Annotated in this window: 18 protein-coding genes; 8 read left to right on the forward strand and 10 right to left on the reverse strand. The window is 67.4% G+C overall.

The features are described 5' to 3' along the window. Window positions 1–12: 12 nt before the first annotated feature. Both FHS28_RS21590 and FHS28_RS21595 read right to left on the reverse strand, forming a co-directional pair. Window positions 13–1,389 (reverse strand): leucyl aminopeptidase family protein, encoded by a 1,377-nt coding sequence (locus FHS28_RS21590; protein ID WP_088453816.1) that lies wholly within the window; start codon window positions 1,387–1,389, stop codon window positions 13–15. Between the two features lie 242 nt (window positions 1,390–1,631). After that, window positions 1,632–2,141 carry a thioredoxin family protein gene (locus FHS28_RS21595; RefSeq protein WP_088453815.1) on the reverse strand — a complete coding sequence of 170 codons (510 nt, stop codon included), beginning with the start codon at window positions 2,139–2,141 and terminating at the stop codon, window positions 1,632–1,634. 335 nt (window positions 2,142–2,476) lie between these two features. On the opposite strand from FHS28_RS21595, the gene FHS28_RS21600 reads away from it, so the two are divergent. Then, window positions 2,477–2,638: a hypothetical protein gene (locus tag FHS28_RS21600; RefSeq protein WP_157592984.1), complete on the forward strand. Its 162-nt coding sequence runs from the start codon at window positions 2,477–2,479 to the stop codon at window positions 2,636–2,638. Between the two features lie 146 nt (window positions 2,639–2,784). Here the strand turns inward: FHS28_RS21600 and FHS28_RS21605 are convergent, their stop codons facing one another. Further along, window positions 2,785–5,181: a DEAD/DEAH box helicase gene (locus tag FHS28_RS21605; RefSeq protein ID WP_088453957.1), complete on the reverse strand. Its 2,397-nt coding sequence runs from the start codon at window positions 5,179–5,181 to the stop codon at window positions 2,785–2,787. A 486-nt stretch (window positions 5,182–5,667) separates the two neighbouring features. On the opposite strand from FHS28_RS21605, the gene FHS28_RS21610 reads away from it, so the two are divergent. Both FHS28_RS21610 and FHS28_RS21615 read left to right on the forward strand, forming a co-directional pair. Continuing rightward, on the forward strand, window positions 5,668–6,429 hold the full coding sequence (locus tag FHS28_RS21610) for a sulfite exporter TauE/SafE family protein (protein ID WP_221194156.1): 762 nt from the start codon (window positions 5,668–5,670) through the stop codon (window positions 6,427–6,429). 96 nt (window positions 6,430–6,525) lie between these two features. Further along, the gene (locus tag FHS28_RS21615; RefSeq protein ID WP_088453814.1) at window positions 6,526–7,344 is read left to right on the forward strand and encodes an HDOD domain-containing protein; all 819 of its coding nucleotides are present in this window, start codon (window positions 6,526–6,528) and stop codon (window positions 7,342–7,344) included. Window positions 7,345–7,388: 44 nt separating this feature from the next. On the opposite strand, the gene FHS28_RS21620 is transcribed toward FHS28_RS21615, so the two are convergent. The 4 genes from FHS28_RS21620 to trhO form a co-directional block, all read right to left on the reverse strand. Continuing rightward, the gene (locus tag FHS28_RS21620; RefSeq protein WP_184295377.1) at window positions 7,389–8,747 is read right to left on the reverse strand and encodes a GGDEF domain-containing protein; all 1,359 of its coding nucleotides are present in this window, start codon (window positions 8,745–8,747) and stop codon (window positions 7,389–7,391) included. Between the two features lie 104 nt (window positions 8,748–8,851). After that, a complete protein-coding gene (locus tag FHS28_RS21625; RefSeq protein WP_088453812.1) occupies window positions 8,852–9,823 on the reverse strand; it encodes a pseudouridine synthase in 972 nt (323 codons plus the stop codon). Between the two features lie 3 nt (window positions 9,824–9,826). Continuing rightward, entirely contained in the window at window positions 9,827–11,128 is a 1,302-nt protein-coding gene (locus FHS28_RS21630; RefSeq protein ID WP_088453811.1) for a UDP-N-acetylglucosamine 1-carboxyvinyltransferase, read from the reverse strand. Between the two features lie 220 nt (window positions 11,129–11,348). Next, window positions 11,349–12,194, reverse strand: a complete 846-nt coding sequence (gene trhO, locus FHS28_RS21635) for an oxygen-dependent tRNA uridine(34) hydroxylase TrhO (RefSeq protein WP_088453810.1) — start codon at window positions 12,192–12,194, stop codon at window positions 11,349–11,351. Window positions 12,195–12,359: 165 nt separating this feature from the next. Here trhO and asd point away from each other — a divergent pair, with 165 nt between their 5' ends. The 3 genes from asd (at window position 12,360) to FHS28_RS21650 (ending at window position 17,034) form a co-directional block, all read left to right on the forward strand. Next, a complete protein-coding gene (asd, locus tag FHS28_RS21640) occupies window positions 12,360–13,202 on the forward strand; it encodes an archaetidylserine decarboxylase (protein ID WP_088453955.1) in 843 nt (280 codons plus the stop codon). A gap of 230 nt (window positions 13,203–13,432) precedes the next feature. After that, entirely contained in the window at window positions 13,433–14,764 is a 1,332-nt protein-coding gene (locus FHS28_RS21645) for a tryptophan--tRNA ligase (protein ID WP_088453809.1), read from the forward strand. Between the two features lie 554 nt (window positions 14,765–15,318). Further along, window positions 15,319–17,034 (forward strand): AMP-binding protein, encoded by a 1,716-nt coding sequence (locus tag FHS28_RS21650; RefSeq protein ID WP_088453808.1) that lies wholly within the window; start codon window positions 15,319–15,321, stop codon window positions 17,032–17,034. Between the two features lie 474 nt (window positions 17,035–17,508). Here FHS28_RS21650 and FHS28_RS21655 read toward each other — a convergent pair whose 3' ends face one another. From FHS28_RS21655 to FHS28_RS21665, 3 genes are all read right to left on the reverse strand, one after another. Continuing rightward, window positions 17,509–17,886: a YkvA family protein gene (locus FHS28_RS21655; RefSeq protein ID WP_088453807.1), complete on the reverse strand. Its 378-nt coding sequence runs from the start codon at window positions 17,884–17,886 to the stop codon at window positions 17,509–17,511. Window positions 17,887–18,143: 257 nt separating this feature from the next. After that, the gene (locus FHS28_RS21660; protein ID WP_221194160.1) at window positions 18,144–19,031 is read right to left on the reverse strand and encodes a LysR family transcriptional regulator; all 888 of its coding nucleotides are present in this window, start codon (window positions 19,029–19,031) and stop codon (window positions 18,144–18,146) included. A gap of 356 nt (window positions 19,032–19,387) precedes the next feature. Further along, complete coding sequence (locus FHS28_RS21665; protein ID WP_184295380.1) at window positions 19,388–19,711, reverse strand: DUF4148 domain-containing protein; 324 nt, start codon at window positions 19,709–19,711, stop codon at window positions 19,388–19,390. 280 nt (window positions 19,712–19,991) lie between these two features. On the opposite strand from FHS28_RS21665, the gene FHS28_RS21670 reads away from it, so the two are divergent. Together FHS28_RS21670 and FHS28_RS21675 are read left to right on the forward strand one after the other, a co-directional pair. Next, window positions 19,992–20,666 carry a LysE family translocator gene (locus tag FHS28_RS21670; protein WP_088453805.1) on the forward strand — a complete coding sequence of 225 codons (675 nt, stop codon included), beginning with the start codon at window positions 19,992–19,994 and terminating at the stop codon, window positions 20,664–20,666. Window positions 20,667–20,746: 80 nt separating this feature from the next. Beyond that, complete coding sequence (locus FHS28_RS21675; protein ID WP_088453804.1) at window positions 20,747–22,093, forward strand: MFS family transporter; 1,347 nt, start codon at window positions 20,747–20,749, stop codon at window positions 22,091–22,093. Window positions 22,094–22,097: the final 4 nt, after the last annotated feature.

The raw sequence follows: 22,097 nt of genomic DNA on the forward strand, positions 1-22,097 counted from the left end.
TCAGGCGTGCGCTCAAGCGGCGAAGCGCTCTTCCAGATACGCCAGCAGGGTGCGGATGGTCTGCGCTTCGCCGCCCACCGGACGGCCGGGGCGGGACACATCGTTCCAGGCAAACAGGTCCAGGTGCAGCCAGTCCTGCTGCTCGGGCACGAAGGCGTCCAGGAACAGCGCGGCATTGATGGCACCGGCCAGCGCGCTGCGGCCGGTGTTGACGATGTCGCCGATGCTGGAAGCAATGCCTTCCTTGTAGGGCGACCACAGCGGCATGTGCCACATCGGGTCGTCCAGTTTGAAGCCCAGGTCCATCAGGTCACGGGCGGTGTCGGTATGACGCGCGAACAGGGCCGGCAGCTGGGCGCCCAGGGCGATGCGGGCCGCACCGGTCAGGGTGGCCATGTCGATGATCAGCTCGGGCTTGAACTCGGCGGCATAGGCCAGCGCATCGCACAGGATCACGCGGCCTTCGGCATCGGTGTTGCCGATCTCGATGTGCAGGCCGGCGCGGGTCTTGATGACGTCGCCCGGACGGTAGGCATTGCCCGCGATGGCGTTTTCCACCGCGGGGATCAGCACCTGCAGGCGCACCGGCAGCTTCAGCGCCATGATCAGCGTGGCCAGGCCCAGCACGTTCGCGGCGCCGCCCATGTCCTTCTTCATCTGGCGCATGCCATCGGCGGGCTTGATGTCCAGGCCACCGGTGTCGAAGCACACGCCCTTGCCGACCAGCGTCAGGCGGGGATGCTTGTCGCTGCCCCAGTTCATCTCGATCAGTCGCGGCGCGCGGGTGCTGGCGCGACCGACGGCATGGATGGCGGGGAAGTTCTTCTTCTGCAGGTCGTCACCGACCACTTCCTTGAACTTGGCGCCGTGCTGCTTGCCCACCACGGCGGCCGCACGGGAGAGTTCTTCCGGGCCCATGTGTTCGGCCGGGGTGTTCACCAGGTCACGCACGGCACTGATGGCGGTGGCCAGGGCCAGGCCGCGCTGGCCGTCCGGGCTGGTCTTGACCAGCAGCTGGGCCGGGGCACGCTTGCGGGCCTTGTACAGGTCGAAGGCATAGCAGCCCAGTTCCCAGGACAGCGCGGCGGCTTCGTCCTGCAGCTTCAGGCCTTCGGGCGACAGGGTGTAGTTGCCTTCCGGCAGCGCCATCGGCAGGGCCGACAGCGCGTAGGGATGGGCCGCATGGGCCACGCCCGCAAACACCTGGGCCAGCTTGCCGTCTTCGCCGGGGACCAGTGCGAAGGTGTCCGGCGCGGCGCTGAACCCCAGCGTGTTCAGCCATTGCTGGGTGCGTTTGGGCAACTGGGGCGCCAGTGCCTGATAAGCAGCGCGATCCAGCGCCAGGATGGGCGTGGCGCGGGCCACCGAACTCTTGAATTGGACGTTCATCGACTTGCCGTTGGGCTAGGAAGGGGAGGCCCGGTAGGGCCCGTAAGGGGCGAATTCTCCCCCGGAGGCGCCCGCCGGACATCAGTCACCTGCGGCAGGTGCGAGGGACAACGGTTCCGGACCCGGTCTGGTGGACGCCGGACCGCACCGGCGGGCGGCTGGCGGATCAGCGGGGCGCGCCTGAATGCAAAGAGAAGGCGGCGTGCGGACCTGGCACGGCGCTCAGGGGAGTCAAGGTGGGGTCAGACCGACTGGCGCAGGCGAGTCAGCAGGGCCTGTGCGGCGGCGGCGGTGCCGGCCGGAGCCGAGGTGCTGGCGGCGCTCATGGCGGGATTGTCGACGGCGGCCTGGACCAGCCGCTGGGCGGCACCCGGCTGCGGCAGCACCGGGCCGATGAAACACAGGTGGTCCCGCTGGCCGATCAGCAGGGTGGGGAAGGTTTCCACCTCCAGGTCGTCCACCAGTTCGGAATCGTCCTCAATGTCCACCCAGACGAACCGGGCGTCCGGGAACTGCTGGCGGAGCTGGGCGAAATCGTCGTGGTAGCCGTCGCAGACCCGGCACCAGCCCGCGCAGAGGCAGGCCACCAGCAGGTCTTCCGTGCTCCGGGCGGCGCTTGTGGCCGGGGCGGGCGATCGGGAAGGGGAGGGAGAAGGCGTGGGGGCAGGCGCCGCGGCGAATGCAGCAGGCGCCTCGACGGTCGCGCCGGCAAGCGCGTCGGAAGACTGGGGGGCGGGAGCGGAAACGGCCATGGCGGCAAGCTTAGCCAGAAACCGGAGCGGTTGTCGGAGGATTGCCGTCCGACCCTCGATCACGCCTGGAGGCCCGTGGCGGCGGGGCCACTCTCCTGGCGTGTGCGGTTCGATATTCGGTCACCCGCGCGGGAGCCGTTCAGCCGCCCGCCGGCCCGTCGGCCCTCCCAACGGCGCGCCGTCGGTGTCCCGGTCCTGTGATCGTGACCTTTGCAACATTTCGGTGCATTTTCAGCCCCAGGGAAATGTGTAGTGCCTGTCAACGGGGCGTGAGGGCCATGCGTTGTCTGCCCAAAGCGGTCATAACCCGCTCGGAAGCCAGAAGGTCCAAGACCATGATGAAGTCCCAACTCCGTACCGATACCCAGACTCGCCGTGCCCCGCTGCCCGAATGGCAGAACGACAAGGGCCGCAAGCACGAAGCCTTTGAAGTCGCCAGCCTCGGCTGCGACCGTCGCAGCGTCGCCCGCGCCCTGCGCTTCGACCGCAAGCGCTGAGCCATGCCTGTGCCGGGCCGGAAGGAGTTCCCTTCCGCCCCGGCCGGCGGCAAGCCCACGCTTGCCGACCCGCCCGGCAGCCCTGGATCGGGCCCACGCGCTGTCTTTGATGCCGCAGCAGGGCGTCCCAGACCCTGTTTGAGCGCTCAGCCCGCTTCGTCCCCGTCATCCATCAGCGGCGCCAGCAGGCGCTCGATGTCCGCGGGACTGAATTTTGCCAGCACTTCTCCGTCATCCCGGCCCAGCAGTCCGTCTGCCAGGGCCTGTTTGCGCTGCTGAAGTTCCAGCATCCGCTCCTCGATGCTGCCCTCGATCACCAATTGATGCACAAACACCGGCCGGGTTTGGCCGATCCGGTGGGCCCGGGCCATCGCCTGGGCGTCCACCGCCGGATTCCACCAGGGGTCCACCTGGAGGACGGTGTCCGCAGCGGTCAGGGTCAGGCCCACGCCGCCGGCCTTGAGGCTCACCAGCATCACCGGGACCTCGCCGGCCTGAAAGCGCTGCACCACCTCCCCGCGCTGGGAGGCCGGCGTGTCCCCGGTCAGGCTCAGCCAGGCGATACCGGCCTCATTCATCGCGTCCCGGATCAGCCCCAGCATGCCGGTGAACTGCGAAAACACCAGCAGGCGCCGCCCTTCGGCCACCATCGCGGGCACCTCGCGCCGCAACCAGTCCAGCTTGGCCGCTTCCATGCCGGGTGGCGGCGTCAGGCCCGGGACCAGTCGCGGGTCACAGCAGACCTGCCGCAGCTTCAGCATCGCGTCCAGCACCGACATCAAGCCGTCCCCGAACATCTTCTCCCGCGCCAGGACCCGGCGCACCAGATGGTCGGCGCCAATCCGCACACTCTCGTACAGCTGTCGTTGGCGTCCTTGCAGCGGGATGCGCTGGGTGACCACGGTGAGCGGCGGCAGCTCCGGCGCCACGTCCTCCTTCAGACGCCGCAGGATGAAGGGCCGCACCAGTTGCGCCAGTTGCCGCGCCCGCGCCAGGCTGCCGGACTGCTCGATCGGTTTGCGCCAGTGCCGGGCAAATTCCCGGCTGTCGCCCAGGTAGCCGGGCAGCAGGAAATCGAACTGCGTCCACAGCTCACCCAGGTGGTTCTCCAGCGGGGTGCCGGTCAGCACCAGCCGCTGGTCGGCCGTCAGGCGCCGCAGCGCGCGGGCGGCCCGGGACCGGGGGTTCTTCACCGCCTGCGCCTCGTCCACCACCAGCACACTGAAGCGGTGACGAGACAGTGCCCGCAATTCCCGCCACACCAGCCCGTAACTGCACAGCAGCACATCGGTCTGCCCCAGGGCGGACAGCACCTCGCTGCGGTCCCCAGGCGGTGCGAAGCTGGCCACCCGCAGGCCGGGGGCGACCCGCGCCGACTCCTGCGCCCAGTTGAACATCAGGGAGGTCGGCGCGACCACCAGTGCCGGCGCGGTCAGCCGGCCGGCCTGTTTCTGCACCCACAGATGCGCCAGCGCCTGCGCCGTCTTGCCCAGGCCCATGTCGTCGGCGAGGATGCCACCAAGACCATGCGCGGCCAGGTATTGCAGCCAGGCCAGGCCGTGACGCTGATAAGGGCGCAGCTGCAGTCCCAGCCCCGGGGGCTCGTCCACCGGCGCCGGCGGCCCGGCGTCTTGCAGCCGAGTCCATAGATCCCGCAGCGCCTGCGCGCCGTGCAGGTGCCAGCGGCTGTCGGGGCCGTCCATCAGCGAGAGGCGGGCGGCCTGCCAGGAGGTGAGTGCCAGGGGCGCGCGGCGGGAGCGCTGGGCCACCAGCACTTCCAGCAGCGTCGTCATCAACTGCTTGAGTGGTGCCGCCGGGGTGTGCAGACGTTTACCGCCCGGCGCCCGTAAGCTGACGATGGCGTCGTCATCCATCAGGCTGAGCGCTTCGGGAGACATCCAGCGCCGATCCTTGCGGATCAGGTCCCAGATCATCGGGGCCAGATCGACCCGTTGCCCCTGCACCATCACGCCCAGGCTGAGCAGCCAGGCGCCCTTGCGTCGCGACAGCGCCAGGGCGGGCATGCGGTCCTGGTCGCGGTCCTGCTCCGAAGAGGCCTCGCCGTCTGCGGGCACCGCCTCCAGTTCCCAGCTGTCGATCGACTGGCTGTGGTGGGGGAAGCCGGGGGCGATCTCCACCTCCCACCCCGCTTCGCGCAAGCGGGGCACGTCTTCAGCGGCGAAGTCGGCGAACTGATCTTCCCTTTCCAGGCTCCAGCTGGGCGTGAGCGCCTGACCGAAGCCGGCGCCGCGCCATTGCAGCATCTCGGGATCGACCGAATGCAGGGCCAGGGCGGCCCACTGCTCCCGATGGTCGGCCCGGGTGGGCGCCTGCAGCAGACGGATCAGCGTGACGCTGTCACCCCGCGGGCCGAACTTGCCGTGCGGACGCATGCCCAGCAGGCCGTCGCCGCGCGAGTAGGTGCGAAGCAGCAGTTGAGGCGCGGGCGCCGGCGCCTGGCCGCGCGGGGGCTGCGCCGATGGATCAGGCGCAGGATCAGAGGCTCGATCAGAGGAGCGGTCGAGGCGGCGGGAAGGTGTCATGAAGCGGCCCATTGTCCTGCGCCTGCGCAGGCGGTGGCGCAAGTGCTCCTGAACCCGGTTTGTGGCGCGTCATCCACGTCCCGGATGACCCCACCCCTTCATGAAGGGGGTATGACACCCCCCTGTAACGCTGTGCGAGACACGCCCAGGATCCAGAAGCGTGCGGCGGGCGGTGTTCGCATCGTCATGATTGACGGTCTTTCACCCGCAAGTAAGCGCAGGCCAACCAGCCCAACTTGGTGCATTCCCCAAGTGAAAACCCCAAGTGCGTGCATGGATTCACCGTCCTACGATCCAACCCACTCGACGTGACCGCTGTGCGAATGGTGGTTGCCTACGGGGGCTGAGGAGACAAACAAATCAGAACCAACACCAACGAAATGCGGTGACACTGTCACAATTCGCGGGCACCTGGGACCAGGTGCCCGCTTTGTTTTTGTGGCCCGACTTTCCTGGTTTGCGGCCCGCTCCTGCGAGTCGCTTCTGATGATCGAGCTTTTGACCGTGGCGCTGGCCTCGCTGCTGGCCGGCTTTGTGGATGCCGTGGTCGGCGGCGGCGGGCTGGTGCTGGTGCCGGCCCTGTTCAGCACCTACCCCAATGCCCCCCCGGCCACGCTGTTTGGCACCAACAAGGGCGCTTCGATCTGGGGCACCGCCTGGGCCACCCATCAATACGCCAAGCGGGTCTCGTTGCCCTGGCTGGCACTGCTGCCCGCTGCGGCGGCGGCGCTTGCGGGCAGCTTCTGCGGCGCTTGGGCGGTGACGCAGGTGGATCCGTCCGGCCTGCGCAAGGCCCTGCCGGTCATCTTGCTGGCCGTCCTGCTCTACACGCTGGCCAAGAAGGATCTGGGCCGGGTGCATGCACCGCGTCACACGCTCCAGGCGCAGGCCGGCATTGCCGCGCTGATCGGCGTGGTCATCGGCTTTTATGACGGCTTCTTCGGTCCGGGCACCGGCAGCTTCTTCGTCTTCCTGTTCGTGCGCCTGTTGGGCTTCGACTTCCTCCACGCCTCCGCCACCGCCAAGCTGCTCAATACGGCCACCAATGGAGCCGCCCTGGTGCTGTTTGCCAGCAAGGGGCATGTCTGGTGGCACATCGCCGCCGTGATGGCGGTGGCCAATGTGGCCGGCAGCCTGGTGGGCACGCGGATGGCCCTGGCCCGGGGCGCCGGCTTCGTGCGGGGCATGTTCGTCGCGGTCGTGTCTCTGCTGATCCTCAAGACCGGTTACGACGCGTTCTTGCGCTGAACTGATTCTGCGGCCCTCGCGCTGACTTCCGCCAAAGGCGGGATGACGTGACAAGGGCCACTCGCTATACCATTGGACAAACAACCTGTATCTGCCATGCCCGTCGATCCACAACTGCGTTCGTTGGACATCGAAATTCCCACCCAGCCGGAGGTGCTGGTCAAGCTGTCCCTGCTCATGGCAGAGGAAGACATCGACCTGCAAGCCGTTTCCTCGCTGGTGGAAACCGACATGGCCCTGGCCGCTGCCGTCATGAAGGCAGTCAATTCCTCCCTGTATGGCCTGCGCGGCCGCGTCCAGACGGTGCATCAGGCGCTGACCTATCTGGGCATGCGGGAAGTGGCAGCCATCACCTTCGAGATGGGCCTGCGGGCGGCTTTCCCGCCCGCCGCCGAACTGGAGCCGATCTGGCAACGCGCCGCCAAGCGTGGCGTGTTGATGGGCCGCATGGGACAGATGCTGGGGGTGGATCCCTGGGCTGCCCACTCGGCCGGCCTGTTCGAGGAATGCGGCAAGCCGCTGCTGTACCGCCATGCCCCGGCCCACTATCCGGCCATGCTGCGCGCGGCCAGCAGTGATCTGGAGCTGACCTCGCTGGAAACCACCGCCTTTGGCGTGAGCCACGACAAACTCGGCGCGGCCCTGTGCGAGAGCTGGGGTCTGGCGCCGGCCTCGGTGGCCAGCGTCCGCCATCATGTGGAATTGCAGAGCGACCTGCGCATGCCCGAGACCATGCAGCGTCGCGGCATTGGCGCCATCTCGCTGGTGGCCTGGACCCTGATGAACGATCCGGCACGCCTGGACGAGAACATCATGATCATCGCCCCTCAGGCGCAGCTGGACGAAACGCTGATGCTGCGTGCGGCCCGCAAGGTCGAGGAACAGCTGCAGGCGGCGCAGGCCCAGGGCAGGTGAACGGCTTGGCGCTGCGGCGCCGGCCACGATTCGCGCTGCGCCACTCACACTGCCAGGCAGATCCTGTCGCGCCCGGTGTGCTTGGCCAGATAGAGCGCCTCGTCAGCTGCCTGCAGCAATGATTGGCTGCTGAGGTAGGGCCGTCCCGGCTGATAAGCCGCCAACCCGATGCTGACCGTCACGGTCGTCGGTTCTGCGCCGACCTGATTGGTTTGATCGCTCCGACCGGGCTGCCCAAGCGGTCCGACCGGACCCGTGGGTTGTCGCGCCGCCGGCATCGCCTCATGCGGCATCGCCAGCGCGCGCAAGGCGTCCCGCACCGTCTCCATGCGGTCCTGCGCCGAGCGGATGTCCAACCCCGGCATCAGCACCACGAATTCTTCGCCCCCCAGCCGCGCCACCACGTCGGTGTCCCGCTGGAACTGCTCCGACAGCAGCGCCGCCAGCCGCTGAAGCACCGCATCCCCCGCCTCCCGGCCGTGTCGCTCGTTGTAGGGCTTGAGGTAGTCCACGTCCAGCACCGCCAGGGCCAGCCGCCCTTGATCGCGCTGCACCCGCTTGAACTCCCGGCGCAGCGCCAGCTCGAATTCGCGCCGGTTGCAGGCGCCGGTCAGTGGGTCGTAACGCTCCAGCGCGGCCAGTTCGCGCCGCTTGGTCTCCAGCGACCGCTCGACCTCGGCCAGACGCTGGTGCTGACGCACGATCTCGTCGCGCAACTGCCGCCCGCGGGTCTGCTCCCGCTGCAGCTCACCCCCCAGCGTGCTGTGCACATGCGCGAAGGCGCGCTCCAGCTGCATCACCTCATGCGGGCCATGGTCCTCCGGCTCCAGCCACGACAGGGATTGCGGCGGCATCGTCGCTTCGAAGCGATGGGCTTCATCCGTCAAGCGGCGCAACTGCCGCAGCAGCCACCGGTCCAGCAGCGCCGCCGCCGCGAGTCCCAGCACCACCACAAACACCAGATGGCCGACCGTGCTGCGCAGCAGGGCGTCGTGCTGCAGGGTCTGCAGCAGTGTGGGTCGCTGGGCCTGGACCTTCAGTGCGCTGCCGCTGTTGCCCAACGGAAACTGGACGCTGGGGCCCGGATCTCCCGCCTCCCGGGATTCGGCACGGATCTGCTCCCCGCTGCGCGTCAGCAATTCGATGCTGCGCAGTTCATGCTGGCGCAAGATGGTGTTGAGCAGCGCCTGGATCGCTTCGGGGGACTGGCCCTGACTCTGCACCAGGGGGGTGCTGTAAAGCAGGGGGATCGCATCCAGATCTCCGGCCAGCTGCTGATTGCGTCGCCGCACATCCTCACGCAGGTCCCATCCGGCCGATACCGTCGACAGCAGCAGGCCCAGCGCGAACAACGCCAGCAGCGTTCTTGCGCCGACCGAGATGCGAATGGCCTTTGGGGTCATGGGTCTGTGCCGCAACGATCTGAAACCATTGTGCATGGGCGAACATCGCCCACTCCCCGGGGGAAACGCGCACCCGCGTCCCACCTCCATGGCGGGTCAAACGCTCAGACGGCGAGTCGCAGCGCCGTCTCGAAGCGGCGGGGCTGTCCCGTCACCGGATCGGTGAAGGCGATCTCGCGCGCCAGCAGCTGCAGCGGATGGGAGAAGTCCGGCTCCGCTTCCACCGGCTGCAACACCGGGTAGATGCGATCGCCCTGGAGCGGCAGGCCCAGGTGGGCCATCTGCGCGCGCAGCTGATGCTTGGCCCCCGTACTGGGGCGGAGAAGGTAACGGGCCCAGCCGCCGGGAAGCCGCTCGATCAGGTCCACGTCGGTGAAGGCATTGGGCTCGCCCGGCACCGTCTGCATCTGCATGAAATCAACCGGATGCTCCTGCAGCCGGGTCGCCAGATGCAGCGGGAAGCGCAGGGACGCGGGCGTGGCGGTTGCGGTGCCAGGTCCCGTGGCGGCCAGGCCGATGGCCATGGATGGGTCCGGCGCAATCGCTTCATAGACTTTTGCTACGGACCGATCCCGGAACAACCGCTGATAGGCATCCCGATGCAACGGCTGCACGGAGAACAGCACCAGCCCCGCCGTCTCCCGGTCCAGCCGGTGTAGGGGACTGAGATCGGCCAACCCGGTGAGCCGACGCAGCCTCGTCAGCAGGGTCTGCTGGATATACCGGCCCTTGGGCGTCACCGGCAGGAAGTGCGGCTTGTCGGCCACGAGCAGATGGTCGTCCTGATGGAGGATGCGCACCTCGCCGGGCACCTGCGGCTCGCTGGGCAGCCAGCGCCAGTAGTACAGGCGCCGGCCCTGGCAGCGGGAGAGCGGCGCGTCAGGTGGCAAGGCCTGGCCTTGATCGTCCAGCACATCGCCGCGGCCCAAGCGGTCGGCCCAGTCCTCGCGGCTCACCAGCGGCAGCCGCTCGGTCAGGAAGTCCAGCACCAGCGGCCAGGGCCCGGCCGGGCAGGCGAGTGCGGAGGCGGCGACGCCGTCCCGCAGCGGCAGGTTCAGCTTGGGCGGACGCGCCACCCGTCAGTCACCTTCAACCCACTCCACCCGGGCGCCCAGGCGGGTGATGTTCTCCGCGAACTGCGGATGGGCACGGCGCACGGGTGTGGCGTTGTGGATGACCGACTTGCCGGGAATGCTGGCCGCCACCATCAGCAGGGCGATGGCCACGCGGATGATGTAGGGGCTCTCGACCTCGGCCGGCGTCAGCGGCTTGCCGCCGAAGGTCACCATGCGGTGGGGGTCAGACAGGAAGGCATGGGCGCCGAACTTGGACAGCTCGGTGGTCCAGCCCATCGCGCCGTCATACACCTTGTTCCAGAACATCACGCTGCCTTCGGCCTTCACGCCCAGGGCGACGAAGATGGGCAGCAGGTCCACCGGCAGGTAAGGCCAGGGCGCCGCTTCCACCTTCTGCAGAATGTTGCGGGTGAAGGGTTCCTTCACCTTCAGCTTGCCGTTCACCACCGATCGGGACCAGCCGTCCTCATGCACGATCTGCACGCCGAACTTGGCGAAGGTGCGGTCGATCAGCGGGAACTGCTCGGGATGGGAATTCTTCACCCGCACGTCGCCGCCAGTGATGGCGCCCAGTGCCAGGAAGGTGACGATCTCGTGGAAGTCTTCGGCAAAGGTGAACTCGCCCCCGCCGAGCTGCTCGACGCCGTGAATGGTCAGGCGCGAGGTGCCCAGACCTTCCAGACGTGCACCCAGCATCTGCATGAAGGCACAGAACTCCTGCACATGCGGCTCACTGGCCGCGTTCATCAGCGTCGACGTGCCATCCGCCAGGGCGGCGCACAGCACGAAGTTTTCGGTGGTGGTCACCGAGGCGTAATCGGTCCAGTGGTCGTTGTGGCGGAGCTTGCCGGCCACCTTCAGCAGCAGGCCGTCGGCTGCACGATCGACCGAGGCGCCGAAGCGCTCGAACACTTCCACATGCGGGTCGATCTCGCGGGCGCCCAGGGTGCAGCCTTTGACGTCGTCCTCGATGCGGGCCGCGCCGAAGCGGGCCATCAGGCCCGGCACCAGCATGATCGAGCTGCGCATCTCTTCCGGCAGGTGGTCCTTGGCCGGGTCGAAGTGGGTGTCCTTGTGATGCAGGTCCAGCACGCCGGAGGCAAAGTCCACCGACACGCTGCTGCCCAGCTGGCGGAAGACCTCGAGGATCTTCTTGACGTCGGTGATTTCCGGAACGCCATTGAGGCGGATCGGCTCCCGCGTCAGCAGCGTGGCGCACAGGATGGGCAGCACGGCATTCTTGTTGGCCGAGGGAACGATGCGGCCCTTCAGGGGGGAACCGCCGTGAACGATGAGGTTGGACATGGGCCGCGCGAACCGGTTGGAGCAATCAGGCAACGATTATCGACCCTGCTTGCAAGACCGGGGCCGGGCCGCGGTCATCCAATTGCGTTATCTGGTCACGTTATCCGGACACGGTATCGGTCAAGCCCTCCGGCGAGGTCATCTCACGACTCGCCCTCATCAAGTCGGAAAGTTGAATGGGCCAGAGAACCTCACCGCGCCGCTGCAGGGCGTCAGCGGGTCAGGTAGCGCCGCCCGGATCCAGCCGCCGCGCACGCGCCAGACGCCAAGCCTCAGCGGGATCGTCGCCATACACCTCCTCGGCGGTGGTGGCCGTCTCGCGGCGTTGCGTGTCGATGGCGATGCGCTTGTCGAAGACAAAGCACTCGCCCAGCCAGTCCGCGTCGGCATCGGGCATCTGCTCGAAGTAGTTGACGATGCCGCCTTCGAGCTGCCGCACGGTCAGGCCCTGGCCCTGCATCCAGCCGGAGAGCTTTTCGCAGCGGATGCCGCCGGTGCAGTACATCGCCACCGTCTTTCCTTCGCGCTTCCAGGCATCGGCATGGGCCTGGACGTACTCGGGGAAGTCGCGGAAGTGACGCACCTGCGGATCGACCGCGCCCTGGAAATGGCCCAGTTTGAATTCGAAGTGGTTGCGGTTGTCCAGCACCACCACGTCATCGCGGCGGATCAACTCTCGCCAGTCCTGGGGGGCGACGTGGGTGTCGGGCCGGTCGGCCAGGCCCGTCACATCGGGCAGGCCGAAGGCGACCAGTTCGGGTTTCTCATGGACCTTCAGCAGCGTGAAGGGCCGGGTGGTGCAGAAGCTGCGCTTGAAGTGCAGGGACGCGAAGGGCGCGTGGCGACGGAGCTCCGCTTCGAATTCGGTCAGCGCGTCCACCGGTCCGCCGATGGCGCCAGTGATGCCTTCGGGGGCGAGCAGGATGTTGCCGCCGACCTGGCGCCCCTGCCGTTCGTAGGCGTCTCGCAGCTGCTGCGCGAGCGCGGCGGTGTCCTCCAGCGCAACGAACTTGTAGAAGGAGCTGTGCTGGTGCTCGACCGGGGTGGAAGCTGAAACGGCGGACATGAGAGGCAGGGGAAGCGTGGGGCGGCGCAGGGACACCGTACAGCGCGTCCCTGCGCCGTGATCCTAACGGGTCGGCGAGGCTGCGGAGAGCTCCGCGCCGGCCCGGGCGTCCGCTTTGCCCACCCAACACTAGAATCCCGCGTTTTCGACGACTGAAAGCCCATGGTGTCCGACCGCCTCGCCGTATTGCCGCAGTACCTGATGCCCAAGCTGCTGCTCACCCGCATGGCCGGCCGGCTGGCGAGTGCGGAATTGGGGGGCTTCACCACCTGGACCATCCGCCGCTTCATTGACCGTTACGGCGTCAACATGAGCGAGGCGGCTGAGCCTGATCCGGCCGCCTACCCCACCTTCAACGAATTTTTCACCCGGGCGCTGAAGCCGGGCGCCCGCCCGCTGGCGCAGGCGCCGCTGATCTGTCCGGTGGATGGCGCCATCAGCCAGTTCGGGCCGGTGCAGGCCGAGCAGATCTTCCAGGCCAAGGGCCATCACTACTCGGTGACGGCGCTGGTAGGCGGGGATGCGGCACTGGCGGCGCCGTTCAAGGATGGGCATTTCGCGACCATCTATCTGAGCCCGCGGGACTATCACCGCATCCACATGCCGTGTGAGGGCCGGTTGGTGCGCATGATTCATGTGCCGGGCGACCTGTTCTCGGTGAATCCGACGACCGCGCGGGGCGTGCCCCGGCTGTTTGCCCGCAATGAGCGGGTGGTGTGCGTGTTTGAAGGGCCGCAGGGGCCATGGATCATGGTGCTGGTGGGGGCGACGATCGTCGGCTCGATGGCCACCGTGTGGCATGGGGTGGTGAACCCGCCGCGGCCGGGCCGGATCCGCACCTGGCACTATGAGGACCAGCGCTTCAGCTATGCGCAGGGCGAGGAGATGGGGCGCTTCCTGCTGGGCTCGACGGTGGTGATGCTGTTTCCCAAGCAACGGCCGGTGAGCTTTAACCCCACCTGGGTCCCGGGCGGCGCCGTCCGCCTCGGCCAGCCAATGGCTGAATAAAAGGCCCCCCAGTCGCTGCGCTCCTGCCCCCAAGGGGCGCCAGCCAGTGGCCTGGCAAAGCCAGTTCCACGGCTGTGGCTTGAGGGGCGCCCTGGCTGCGCCGGCTAGAGTTGGCCCGCTTGGTTCCCGCGGGGCGCTGGCCCCCCTGGGGCAGGAGCGAAGCGACTGGGGGGCCGACGTTCTAGGGGAGAATGGGGGGTTCTCGTGATCAATCTGCGACGAAGGCCTCCATGACTGTGCGTGTCCTGACCGGCATCACCACCACCGGTACCCTGCATCTCGGCAACTACGTCGGCGCCGTGCGCCGGGCCATCGCGGCCAGCCGAGAGCCAGGCGCCGAGAGCTTCTTTTTCATGGCGGACTATCACGCGCTCATCAAGTGCGACGAACCCGACCGCATCGAAGCCTCCCGCCTTCAGATCGCCGCCACCTGGCTCGCCGCCGGTCTGGATACCCGCCGCGTCACCTTCTATCGTCAGAGTGATATCCCGGAAATTCCCGAACTCACCTGGCTGCTGACCTGCGTCACGTCCAAGGGCCAGATGAATCGCGCCCACGCCTACAAGGCCTCGGTCGATGCCAATGTGGCCGCGGGCGAAGATCCCGATGCCGGCATCACCATGGGCCTGTACAGCTATCCCATCCTGATGGCCGCGGACATCCTGATGTTCAACGCCCACCGCGTGCCCGTCGGCAAGGACCAGGCGCAGCACATCGAGATGGCGCGGGACGTGGCCCAGCGCTTCAATCACACCTTCGGCAAGGGCGAGGACTTCTTCGTCCTGCCCGAAGCCAGCATCGACCAGGAGATGGAGCTGCTGCCGGGACTGGACGGACGCAAGATGTCCAAGAGCTATGACAACGTCATTCCGCTCTTCGAAGGCGGCGCCAAGGCCCTGCGCGAAGCCATCGCCCGCATCGTGACCGACTCGCGACTGCCCGGCGAACCCAAGGAAACCGAAGGCTCGCATCTGGTCCAGATCTACGACGCCTTCGCCACGCCGGCACAGCGCCAGGCCTTCCGCGACGCGCTGCACGGCGGCCTGTCCTGGGGCGAAGCCAAGCAGCAACTGTTCGATGTGATCGACGCCGAGATCGGCCCGATGCGCGCCCGCTACGACGAGCTGATGGCCCATCCCGAACGCATCGAGGAGATCCTGATGGAAGGCGCCGCCAAGGCCCGCGCCATCGCCGGCCCGCTGCTGCAGCGCTGCCGCGAGGCCGTGGGTCTGCGCCGCTTCCAGGTGCTGTCCGCCCCCACCGCCAGCACCACCAGGACCAAGGCGCAGGTGCCCACTTTCAAGCAGTACCGCGAGGCCGATGGCCAGTTCTACTTCAAGCTCCTCGCCGCCGACGGCACGCTGCTGCTGCAGAGCCTCGGTCTGGCGCAAGGCAAGGACGCCGGCCAATGGGTGTCGCGCCTGAAGCGTGAAGGCCAGGCCGCGCTGGCCGATGCGCCCGTGGTGCGTGAAGGCGATGAATCCGTGCTGCTGGCAGCGCTGGAGGCGCTGGTGGCGGCCGAGGCTCAGGCCGCCGCCGACAAGGCTGCCGGCAAGGCCTGAGGTCCGAGGCTGGCGCAGCGGGGATGGCCGCCGCAGCGCAATGGCCTGCATGGGCTGCACCGGCTGCTCCGCCTGCATCGGCGGGGGATGTATGACACCTCCGCGCCCCCGCCGCGCGCGCGCCCTCCCGAGGCACGGACCCGACGTTGGCCGCGGCAGGGCCGCGTCGGCTGAAGCGCCTTGAGGGCCTGAAGCTGCGCCGCCATCCGCCCATCTGCACCACGACAGGGCCGACCGGTCCACTTCTTCACGCTCGCCACGTCCTGAATGCGGCGCGGGCGTCCCCTGCGGCGTAGGCTTGAAGCAAGGGCGCCCCTGGCGTCCACCTACAACCAGGCCACCCACTTCGGCATTGCCTCCGAGGCCGGGACCGAGCTGCCACGACGCCGGACCGATCCACCCGATCCAAGCCCGCACGGCGCCCACTGAGGGCGTTGCGAAGCAACAGCCCGCCCCGCCAGCCGGTCCCGATCGAAGGGCCGCCCCGAGACCCGGGACGCGCCCCTCGGGGGCAGGAGCGCAGCGACTGGGGGGCCCAAAAATCTGGAGGTTTGATGTCCGTTCCGCGCCTGTCGTCTGATGCCCTGGCCCTGCAGCGCCTCTATCACTGGGAGGACGAAGCGCCGGACCGCCTCACCTTGCGCCAGCCCATGGGCGGCGGCGAGATCAAGGACTTCACCTGGCGTGAAGTGGCCGACCAGACGCGGCGCATGGCGGCCCACCTCAAAACCCTCGGGCTGGAGCAGGGCTGGGCGCCGGGCAGCCGCATCGCCATCCTCTCCAAGAACTGCGCCTGGTGGCTCATGACCGACCTGGCCATCTGGATGGCCGGCTATGTCTCGGTGCCGCTGTATCCCACGCTCACCGCCGAAAGCGTCCACCAGATCCTGACGCACAGTGAGGCCCGGCTGCTCTTCGTCGGCAAGCTGGATGGCTGGGAGACGATGAAGCCGGGCGTGCCGGCGGGACTGCCCTGCATCAGCTATCCGGTCTCCCCGGAGGAGGCGCAGGACCACTACGACACCTGGGACGCCATCTGCTGGGACACCGATCCTCTGCGCGGCCGTCCCAGCCGCGGGGCGGACGAGCTCTGCACCATCATCTACACCTCCGGCACGACAGGCCAGCCCAAGGGCGTGATGCACAGCTTCGGCAGCTTTGCCTGGGCGATTCACTCCGGCGTGCGGCGCGTCAATCTGAACAGTGAGGACCGGATGCTGTCCTACCTGCCGCTGGCGCATGTGGTGGAGCGGGTCCTGGTGGAGCATGGCTGGCTGCGCACGGGCCTGACGCTGTATTTTGCGGAGAGCCTGGACACATTCGCTGCCGACCTCAAGCGGGCGCGGCCGACGGTGTTCTTCTCGGTCCCGCGACTGTGGACGAAGTTCCAGCAGGGGGTGTGGGCGCGTCTGCCGCAGGGCAAGCTGGAGCTGCTGCTGAAGCTGCCGCTGGTGGGCAAGCTGGTGCGCCGCAAGGTGCTGACGGCGCTGGGCCTGGACCAGTGCCGGCTGGCGGCGGGTGGTGCGGCGCCAATGCCGGTGGCCTTGCTGCGTTGGTATCGCTCGCTGGGGCTGCCCATCAATGAGGGGTACGGCATGACCGAGAACCTGGCGGTCTCCCACATCACGACGCCGGGGCTGGACCAGACGGGCACCGTGGGCCCGGCGTACGACGGGGTGCAGACGCGGCTGGATCCGATCACGGGCGAGCTGCAGATGAAGAGTCCGGCGCTGATGATGGGCTACTACAAGCAGGCGGAACTGACGGCGGAGACGATCACGCCGGACGGCTGGCTGCATACCGGGGACAAGGCGGACATTCTGACCAAGGGGTCGGTGTCGGGCTGTGTGCGGATCACCGGGCGGGTGAAGGACCTGTTCAAGACGAGCAAGGGCAAATACGTGGCGCCGGCGCCGATCGAGGACCGGCTCGGTGCGCATCCCTTGCTGGAAGCGGTGGCGGTGGTGGGGGCGGGCCTGTCGCAGCCGGTGGGATTGGCGATGCTGTCGGCGGAGGCGGTGAATCAGGTGGCGACGGCGGGTGGGCGCGAAGCGTTGCTGGCTGGTCTGGCCACGCATCTGGCGGCGGTAAATGCCAAGCTGGATCCGCATGAGCAGCTGGACATGCTGGCGGTGGTGACGACGCCGTGGACGGTGGACAACGGACTGGTGACGCCGACCTTCAAGGTGCGCCGGCCGAAGGTGGAAGAGGTGTACGGGCCGAAGCTGGAGGGCTGGGTGGCGCAGCGGCGCAAAGTCTTGTTGGTTTAGAGCCCCCCAGTCGCTTCGCTCCTGCCCCCAAGGGGCGCCAGCCGGTGGCCCGGCAGAGCCGGTTCCACGGCTGTAGCTTGAGGGGCGCCCTGGCTGCGCCGAGGGTCTGTGGACCCCCCAGTCGCTTCGCTCCTGCCCCGAAGGGGCGCCAGCCGGTGGCCCGGCAGAGCCGGTTCCACGGCTGTAGCTTGATTGGCGCCCTGGCTGCGCCGAGGGTCTGTGGACCCTCCAGTCGCTTCGCTCCTGCCCCGAGGGGCGCCAGCCGGTGGCCCGGCAGAGCCGGTTCCACGGCTGTAGCTTGAGGGGCGCCCTGGCTGCGCCGAGGGTCTGTGGCCCCCCCAGTCGCTTCGCTCCTGCCCCGAGGGGCGCCAGCCGGTGGCCCGGCAGAGCCGGTTCCACGGCTGTAGCTTGAGGGGCGCCCTGGCTGCGCCGGGCTGGGTGGCGATGGGTCGGGTCGCTTTGTTGCTGGGCGCGTTAGCGCTGGGTCCACCAGACGATGAGTGCGACGAGGAGCAGCATCCACAGCGCGATGATGGCGGCAGCCATCTTGAGGTTGCGGGGGAGGCGGGTGCGCTGAAGCGCGGCGCGTTGGCGAGCGCGGGCGATGACCGCTGGCGGCATCAGGCGAAGTACCAGCCAGAAGCCCAGCGGCACCAGCAACAGGTCGTCGAGCCAGCCGATGATGGGGATGAAGTCAGGGATGAGGTCGATGGGGCTCAGCGCATACGCCGCCACGGCCAGCGCTAGCAACCGGGCCGGCCAGGGCGCTTCATGGTCCCGCGCCGCATAGAACACCGTCAACAGCTCGCCCTTCAGAAGAGCCGCCCAGCGCTTGAGGGAACCTCGTTTCATGCCCCCATGATGCGCCCCCCGCGCCCGTGGAACCAGCAATCCCAACCTTCTCCCCACCTCCAAAGGACCATCCTTCAGCCACCGCGTCTCCGATCCACCGCCCGGCGCCCCTTGGGGCGCATCAGCGAAGCGACCCGACCAATCTCCACTCCAGCCCGGCGCAGCCCGGGCTCCCCCCAAGCTACAGCCGTGGAACCGGCTCCGCCGGGCCACCGGCTGGCGCCCCTTGGGGGCAGGAGCGGAGCGACTGGGGGGCCTCATATCCCTCGGCGATGGAGGGTCTCGGCGACCCATTCGATGAAGACCCGCATGCGGGCCGAGACGTAACGATTGGGGGAGTAGACGACGTAGACCGGCACCTCCGGGCCTTGCCAGTCTTCAAAGAGCGGCACGAGCGCCCCGCTGGCCAGGTGTTCCTCAACGGCATAGGCCGCCAGCTGCACCACCCCCAGTCCGGACAGTCCTGCGGCGAGATAGGCGTTGCTGTCGTTGACGTCGAGTCGCCGCCGGCCCTGGATCTCCAGCGGTTGCCCGTCGCGCCAGAAGGTGAACGGAAAAATGCGGCCGGTGCGCGGGGAAAAGTAGCCCACGCACCAGTGCGGCTCCTGATCGAGATCTTCCGGGCGGTCGGGCCGTCCGTGGCGAGCGAGATAGGCCGGTGAAGCGCAGACGCGGAACCGGATCTGGCCCACGCGCCGGGCGACGAGGCCGGGATCCTCGACCTTGCCGACACGCAGCACGAGGTCCACGTTGTCCACCAGCAGGTCGATGGAGCGGTCGCTGACGCCCAGGGCCACTTCGATGTCGGGGTAACGCGCATGGAAGTCGTCCATGGCGGGAATGAGCACCTTGGAGCCGGTGAGGGTGGTGACGTCCACGCGCAGACGACCGCGGGGGCGGCTGTTGTCGTGCAGCATGCCCTGGTCGATGGCTTCAAGCTCGCTGAGCAGGGTGATGGTGCGCTCGTAGTAGGCCGCGCCGTCCTGGGTGACGGACACCTTGCGGGTGGTGCGGGTGAGCAGCTGCACGCGCAGGCGCGCTTCCAGGGCCTGGACGAGCCGGGTCAGACTTGCTTTGGGCAAGTCCATGGACTCCGCTGCCTTGGTAAAGCTGCCGGTCTCCACCACTCGGGCAAATGCCCGCATCTGCACAATCCGGTCCACGGTCACCCCAAATCAGCATCTGTGGTGAATTCTGGGTATATGGAATCGCGGACGCCATGGGGTATGCCCAGGGCAGGACGGATTTGAAGCGAGTTGGTCGTGCGCCCCCATAGGGGCCGAAAAAAAAATACCCCTCGGGAGACACCAATATCTCCAAAAGGGTATGGAGGCGGTCAGCGGCGGTGTGAGGAGGAGTCCGGAAACTCACCGCCACCGACCCATCCCCTTGTCAGAGCCCGGCACAGCCGCGGCGCCCCTCCAGCCACAGCCGTGGAACCGGCTCTGCCGGGCCACCGGCTGGCGCCCCTTGGGGGCAGGAGCGAAGCGACTGGGGGGCTTTATTTCCCTGCTACGGTGGTGGCGGGCACTTCGGCGCCGTAGCGCTTCACCAGGGTCGCGTAGTACGGGGAGCGGCGCAGCTCGGCATACTTGGCCTGAGCCTGTTCACGACGCGCCACGTCATACCCGTAAGACTCCGACTGCTCCACCGCCTGCAGACCCGATTCCCGATAGATCTGCAGATCCGCTAGCACTTCCGCACGGCTCACTTGGCTCGGCGTGTTCACCGGTTGCAGATGCGGGTTGTCATTCGCCATCGCCTGTCCGGAAATTGCGGCCACAGAAGCGAAAAGCACGGAAGCGATAATGTTCTTGCTGCTCATGATCATTCCTTTCAAATTCAGCCTCAGGGCATTTTGCGAAGGGGCTTTTGAGCGTTTCGACAAGCTCGGAATTGATTTGTCGATGGCGTAACGATAGAGGATAAGGGTTCACCCTTAAATCCATTCGCACGCAACACACCGTTGAATGATTTGGAACAATGGCCCGACACGCGCTCAGAGCGTCCGGCCTGCGATCAACGCGACGGCATGCGCACGGATGCTTCAGGATCGGGCGCAGTTTTGGCATGATGGGCGTTCCCCGCCCTCGCTTCGTCCGTTCATGCTCGGCACCCACGACCTCGGCCTCTTCATCCTCACCGGACTGCTCCTGAACGTGATGCCAGGGCCGGATTCGCTGTTGATCATGGCCCGCAGCGCCGCCCACGGATTCCGCGCCGGCTCCGCCGCCGCCCTGGGCATCGGCGCTGGCACCTGCGTCCACGTCCTGGCCGCTGCGCTGGGGTTGTCGGCGCTGCTGTCCGCCTCCGCCGCGGCTTTCACCGTGGTGAAGCTGCTGGGTGCCGCCTATCTGGTCTACCTGGGTCTGAGCATGCTGCTCAAGCGCCGGAACCGACCAGCTGCCACGGGCAGCGAGTCGTCACCGGCCGCAGCGGTTTCCCCACCGGTGGCGCCTGCCACTCCCCGCGCCATCTTCATGCAGGGGTTCCTCACGAACGTCCTGAATCCGAAGGTGGCGCTGTTCTTTCTCGCATTCGTCCCCCAGTTCATCAGCGCCGACGCGCCGAGCAAGGCGCTGGCCTTTATCTTCCTCGGCGCCATCTTCAACTTCAACGGCATGCTCTGGTGCCATCTGCTGGCCTGGATGGGCGCCGTCACCGGGGCGCAAGTCCGCAACCGTCGCTGGAGCGAGCCCCTCGCGCGCTGGCTCAACCGGGGTCTGGGCGCCCTGTTCCTGACCTTCGGTGTGCGATTGGCGTTGAGCGACGCGCGCTGAACCGCATCCGGTGCGCGCAGCGTTCATGACCCCTGGGTCGGCGTCATTCGCTGACAAACCGGGGGAGTAGGCTTGCCGCCATGAACAGTTCCCACACCTCCGCCGCAGCGTCTGCCGGCGCCCCGCCCGGCAAGATCCCCGGCCACTACACACCGCACGAGAAACGCGACCGCATCATGGCGATCGTCGGCGCGTCCTCCGGCAACCTGGTCGAGTGGTTCGACTTCTACGTCTACGCTTTCACCTCGATCTATTTCGCCCAGGCTTTTTTCCCCAAGGGCGATCCGGTGGTGCAGCAGCTCAACAGCGCCGCCGTGTTTGCATTGGGCTTCCTGATGCGTCCGGTCGGCGGCTGGCTCTTCGGCCGCATCGCTGACAAAAAGGGCCGCAAGACGGCGATGATGATTTCGGTGCTGATGATGTGCGGCGGCTCCCTGGCCATCGCGTTCATGCCCACCTACGGCAGCATCGGCATCATGGCGCCGGCCCTGCTGCTGCTGGCGCGGCTGTTCCAGGGCCTGTCGGTCGGCGGGGAATACGGCACCAGTGCCACCTACATGAGCGAAGTGGCGCTGCGCGGTCAGCGCGGCTTCTACGCTTCCTTCCAATACGTGACGCTGATTGGCGGCCAGTTGCTGGCCGTAGCGGTGGTCACTGTTCTGGAGCTGACCCTCACCGATGCGCAGTTGCATGACTGGGGCTGGCGCATTCCGTTCGTGGCCGGTGCGCTCACGGCGGTGGTGGCCTTCTATCTGCGCCGGTCGCTGAATGAGACCGCCAAGTCCGAGCAATTGCAGAGCAAGACGGCCGGCACCATGCGAGAGCTGTTCAAGCACCACACCAAGGCCTTCCTGATCGTGCTGGGCTTTACTGCGGGCGGCTCGCTGGCTTTCTACACCTACACCACCTACATGCAGAAGTATCTGGTGCTGAGCGTCGGCTTCGACAAGAAGGTGGCCAGCACGGTGATGCTGACGGCGCTCTTCTGCTACATGTGCATGCAGCCGCTGTTCGGTGCCCTGTCGGACCGCATCGGGCGACGCACTTCCATGTTGCTGTTCGGGCTGCTGGGCATGCTGGCCACCTGGCCGATCCTCACAGCGTTGAAGTCCGTGACCAGTCCTTATGCGGCATTCGGACTGATCATCGTGGCCATGGCCATCGTGAGTCTCTATACGTCGATCGGCGGGCTGATCAAGGCGGAGATGTTCCCGCCGCAGATCCGTGCGCTGGGCGTGGGGCTGTCCTACGCCATCGGCAATGCGATCTTCGGCGGCTCAGCCGAGGCCACTGCGCTCTATCTGAAGTCGGTGGACCACGAGAGCATGTTCTACATCTACGTGTCGGTGATGTGTGGCTTCGCTTTCCTCGTGTGCTGGCTCATGCCGGACTTGCGCAAGACCGGGTATCTGAACGACGAGCACTGACGGG

The organism is Roseateles terrae, assembly GCF_014192155.1.
GTDB lineage: Bacteria > Pseudomonadota > Gammaproteobacteria > Burkholderiales > Burkholderiaceae_C > Roseateles > Roseateles terrae.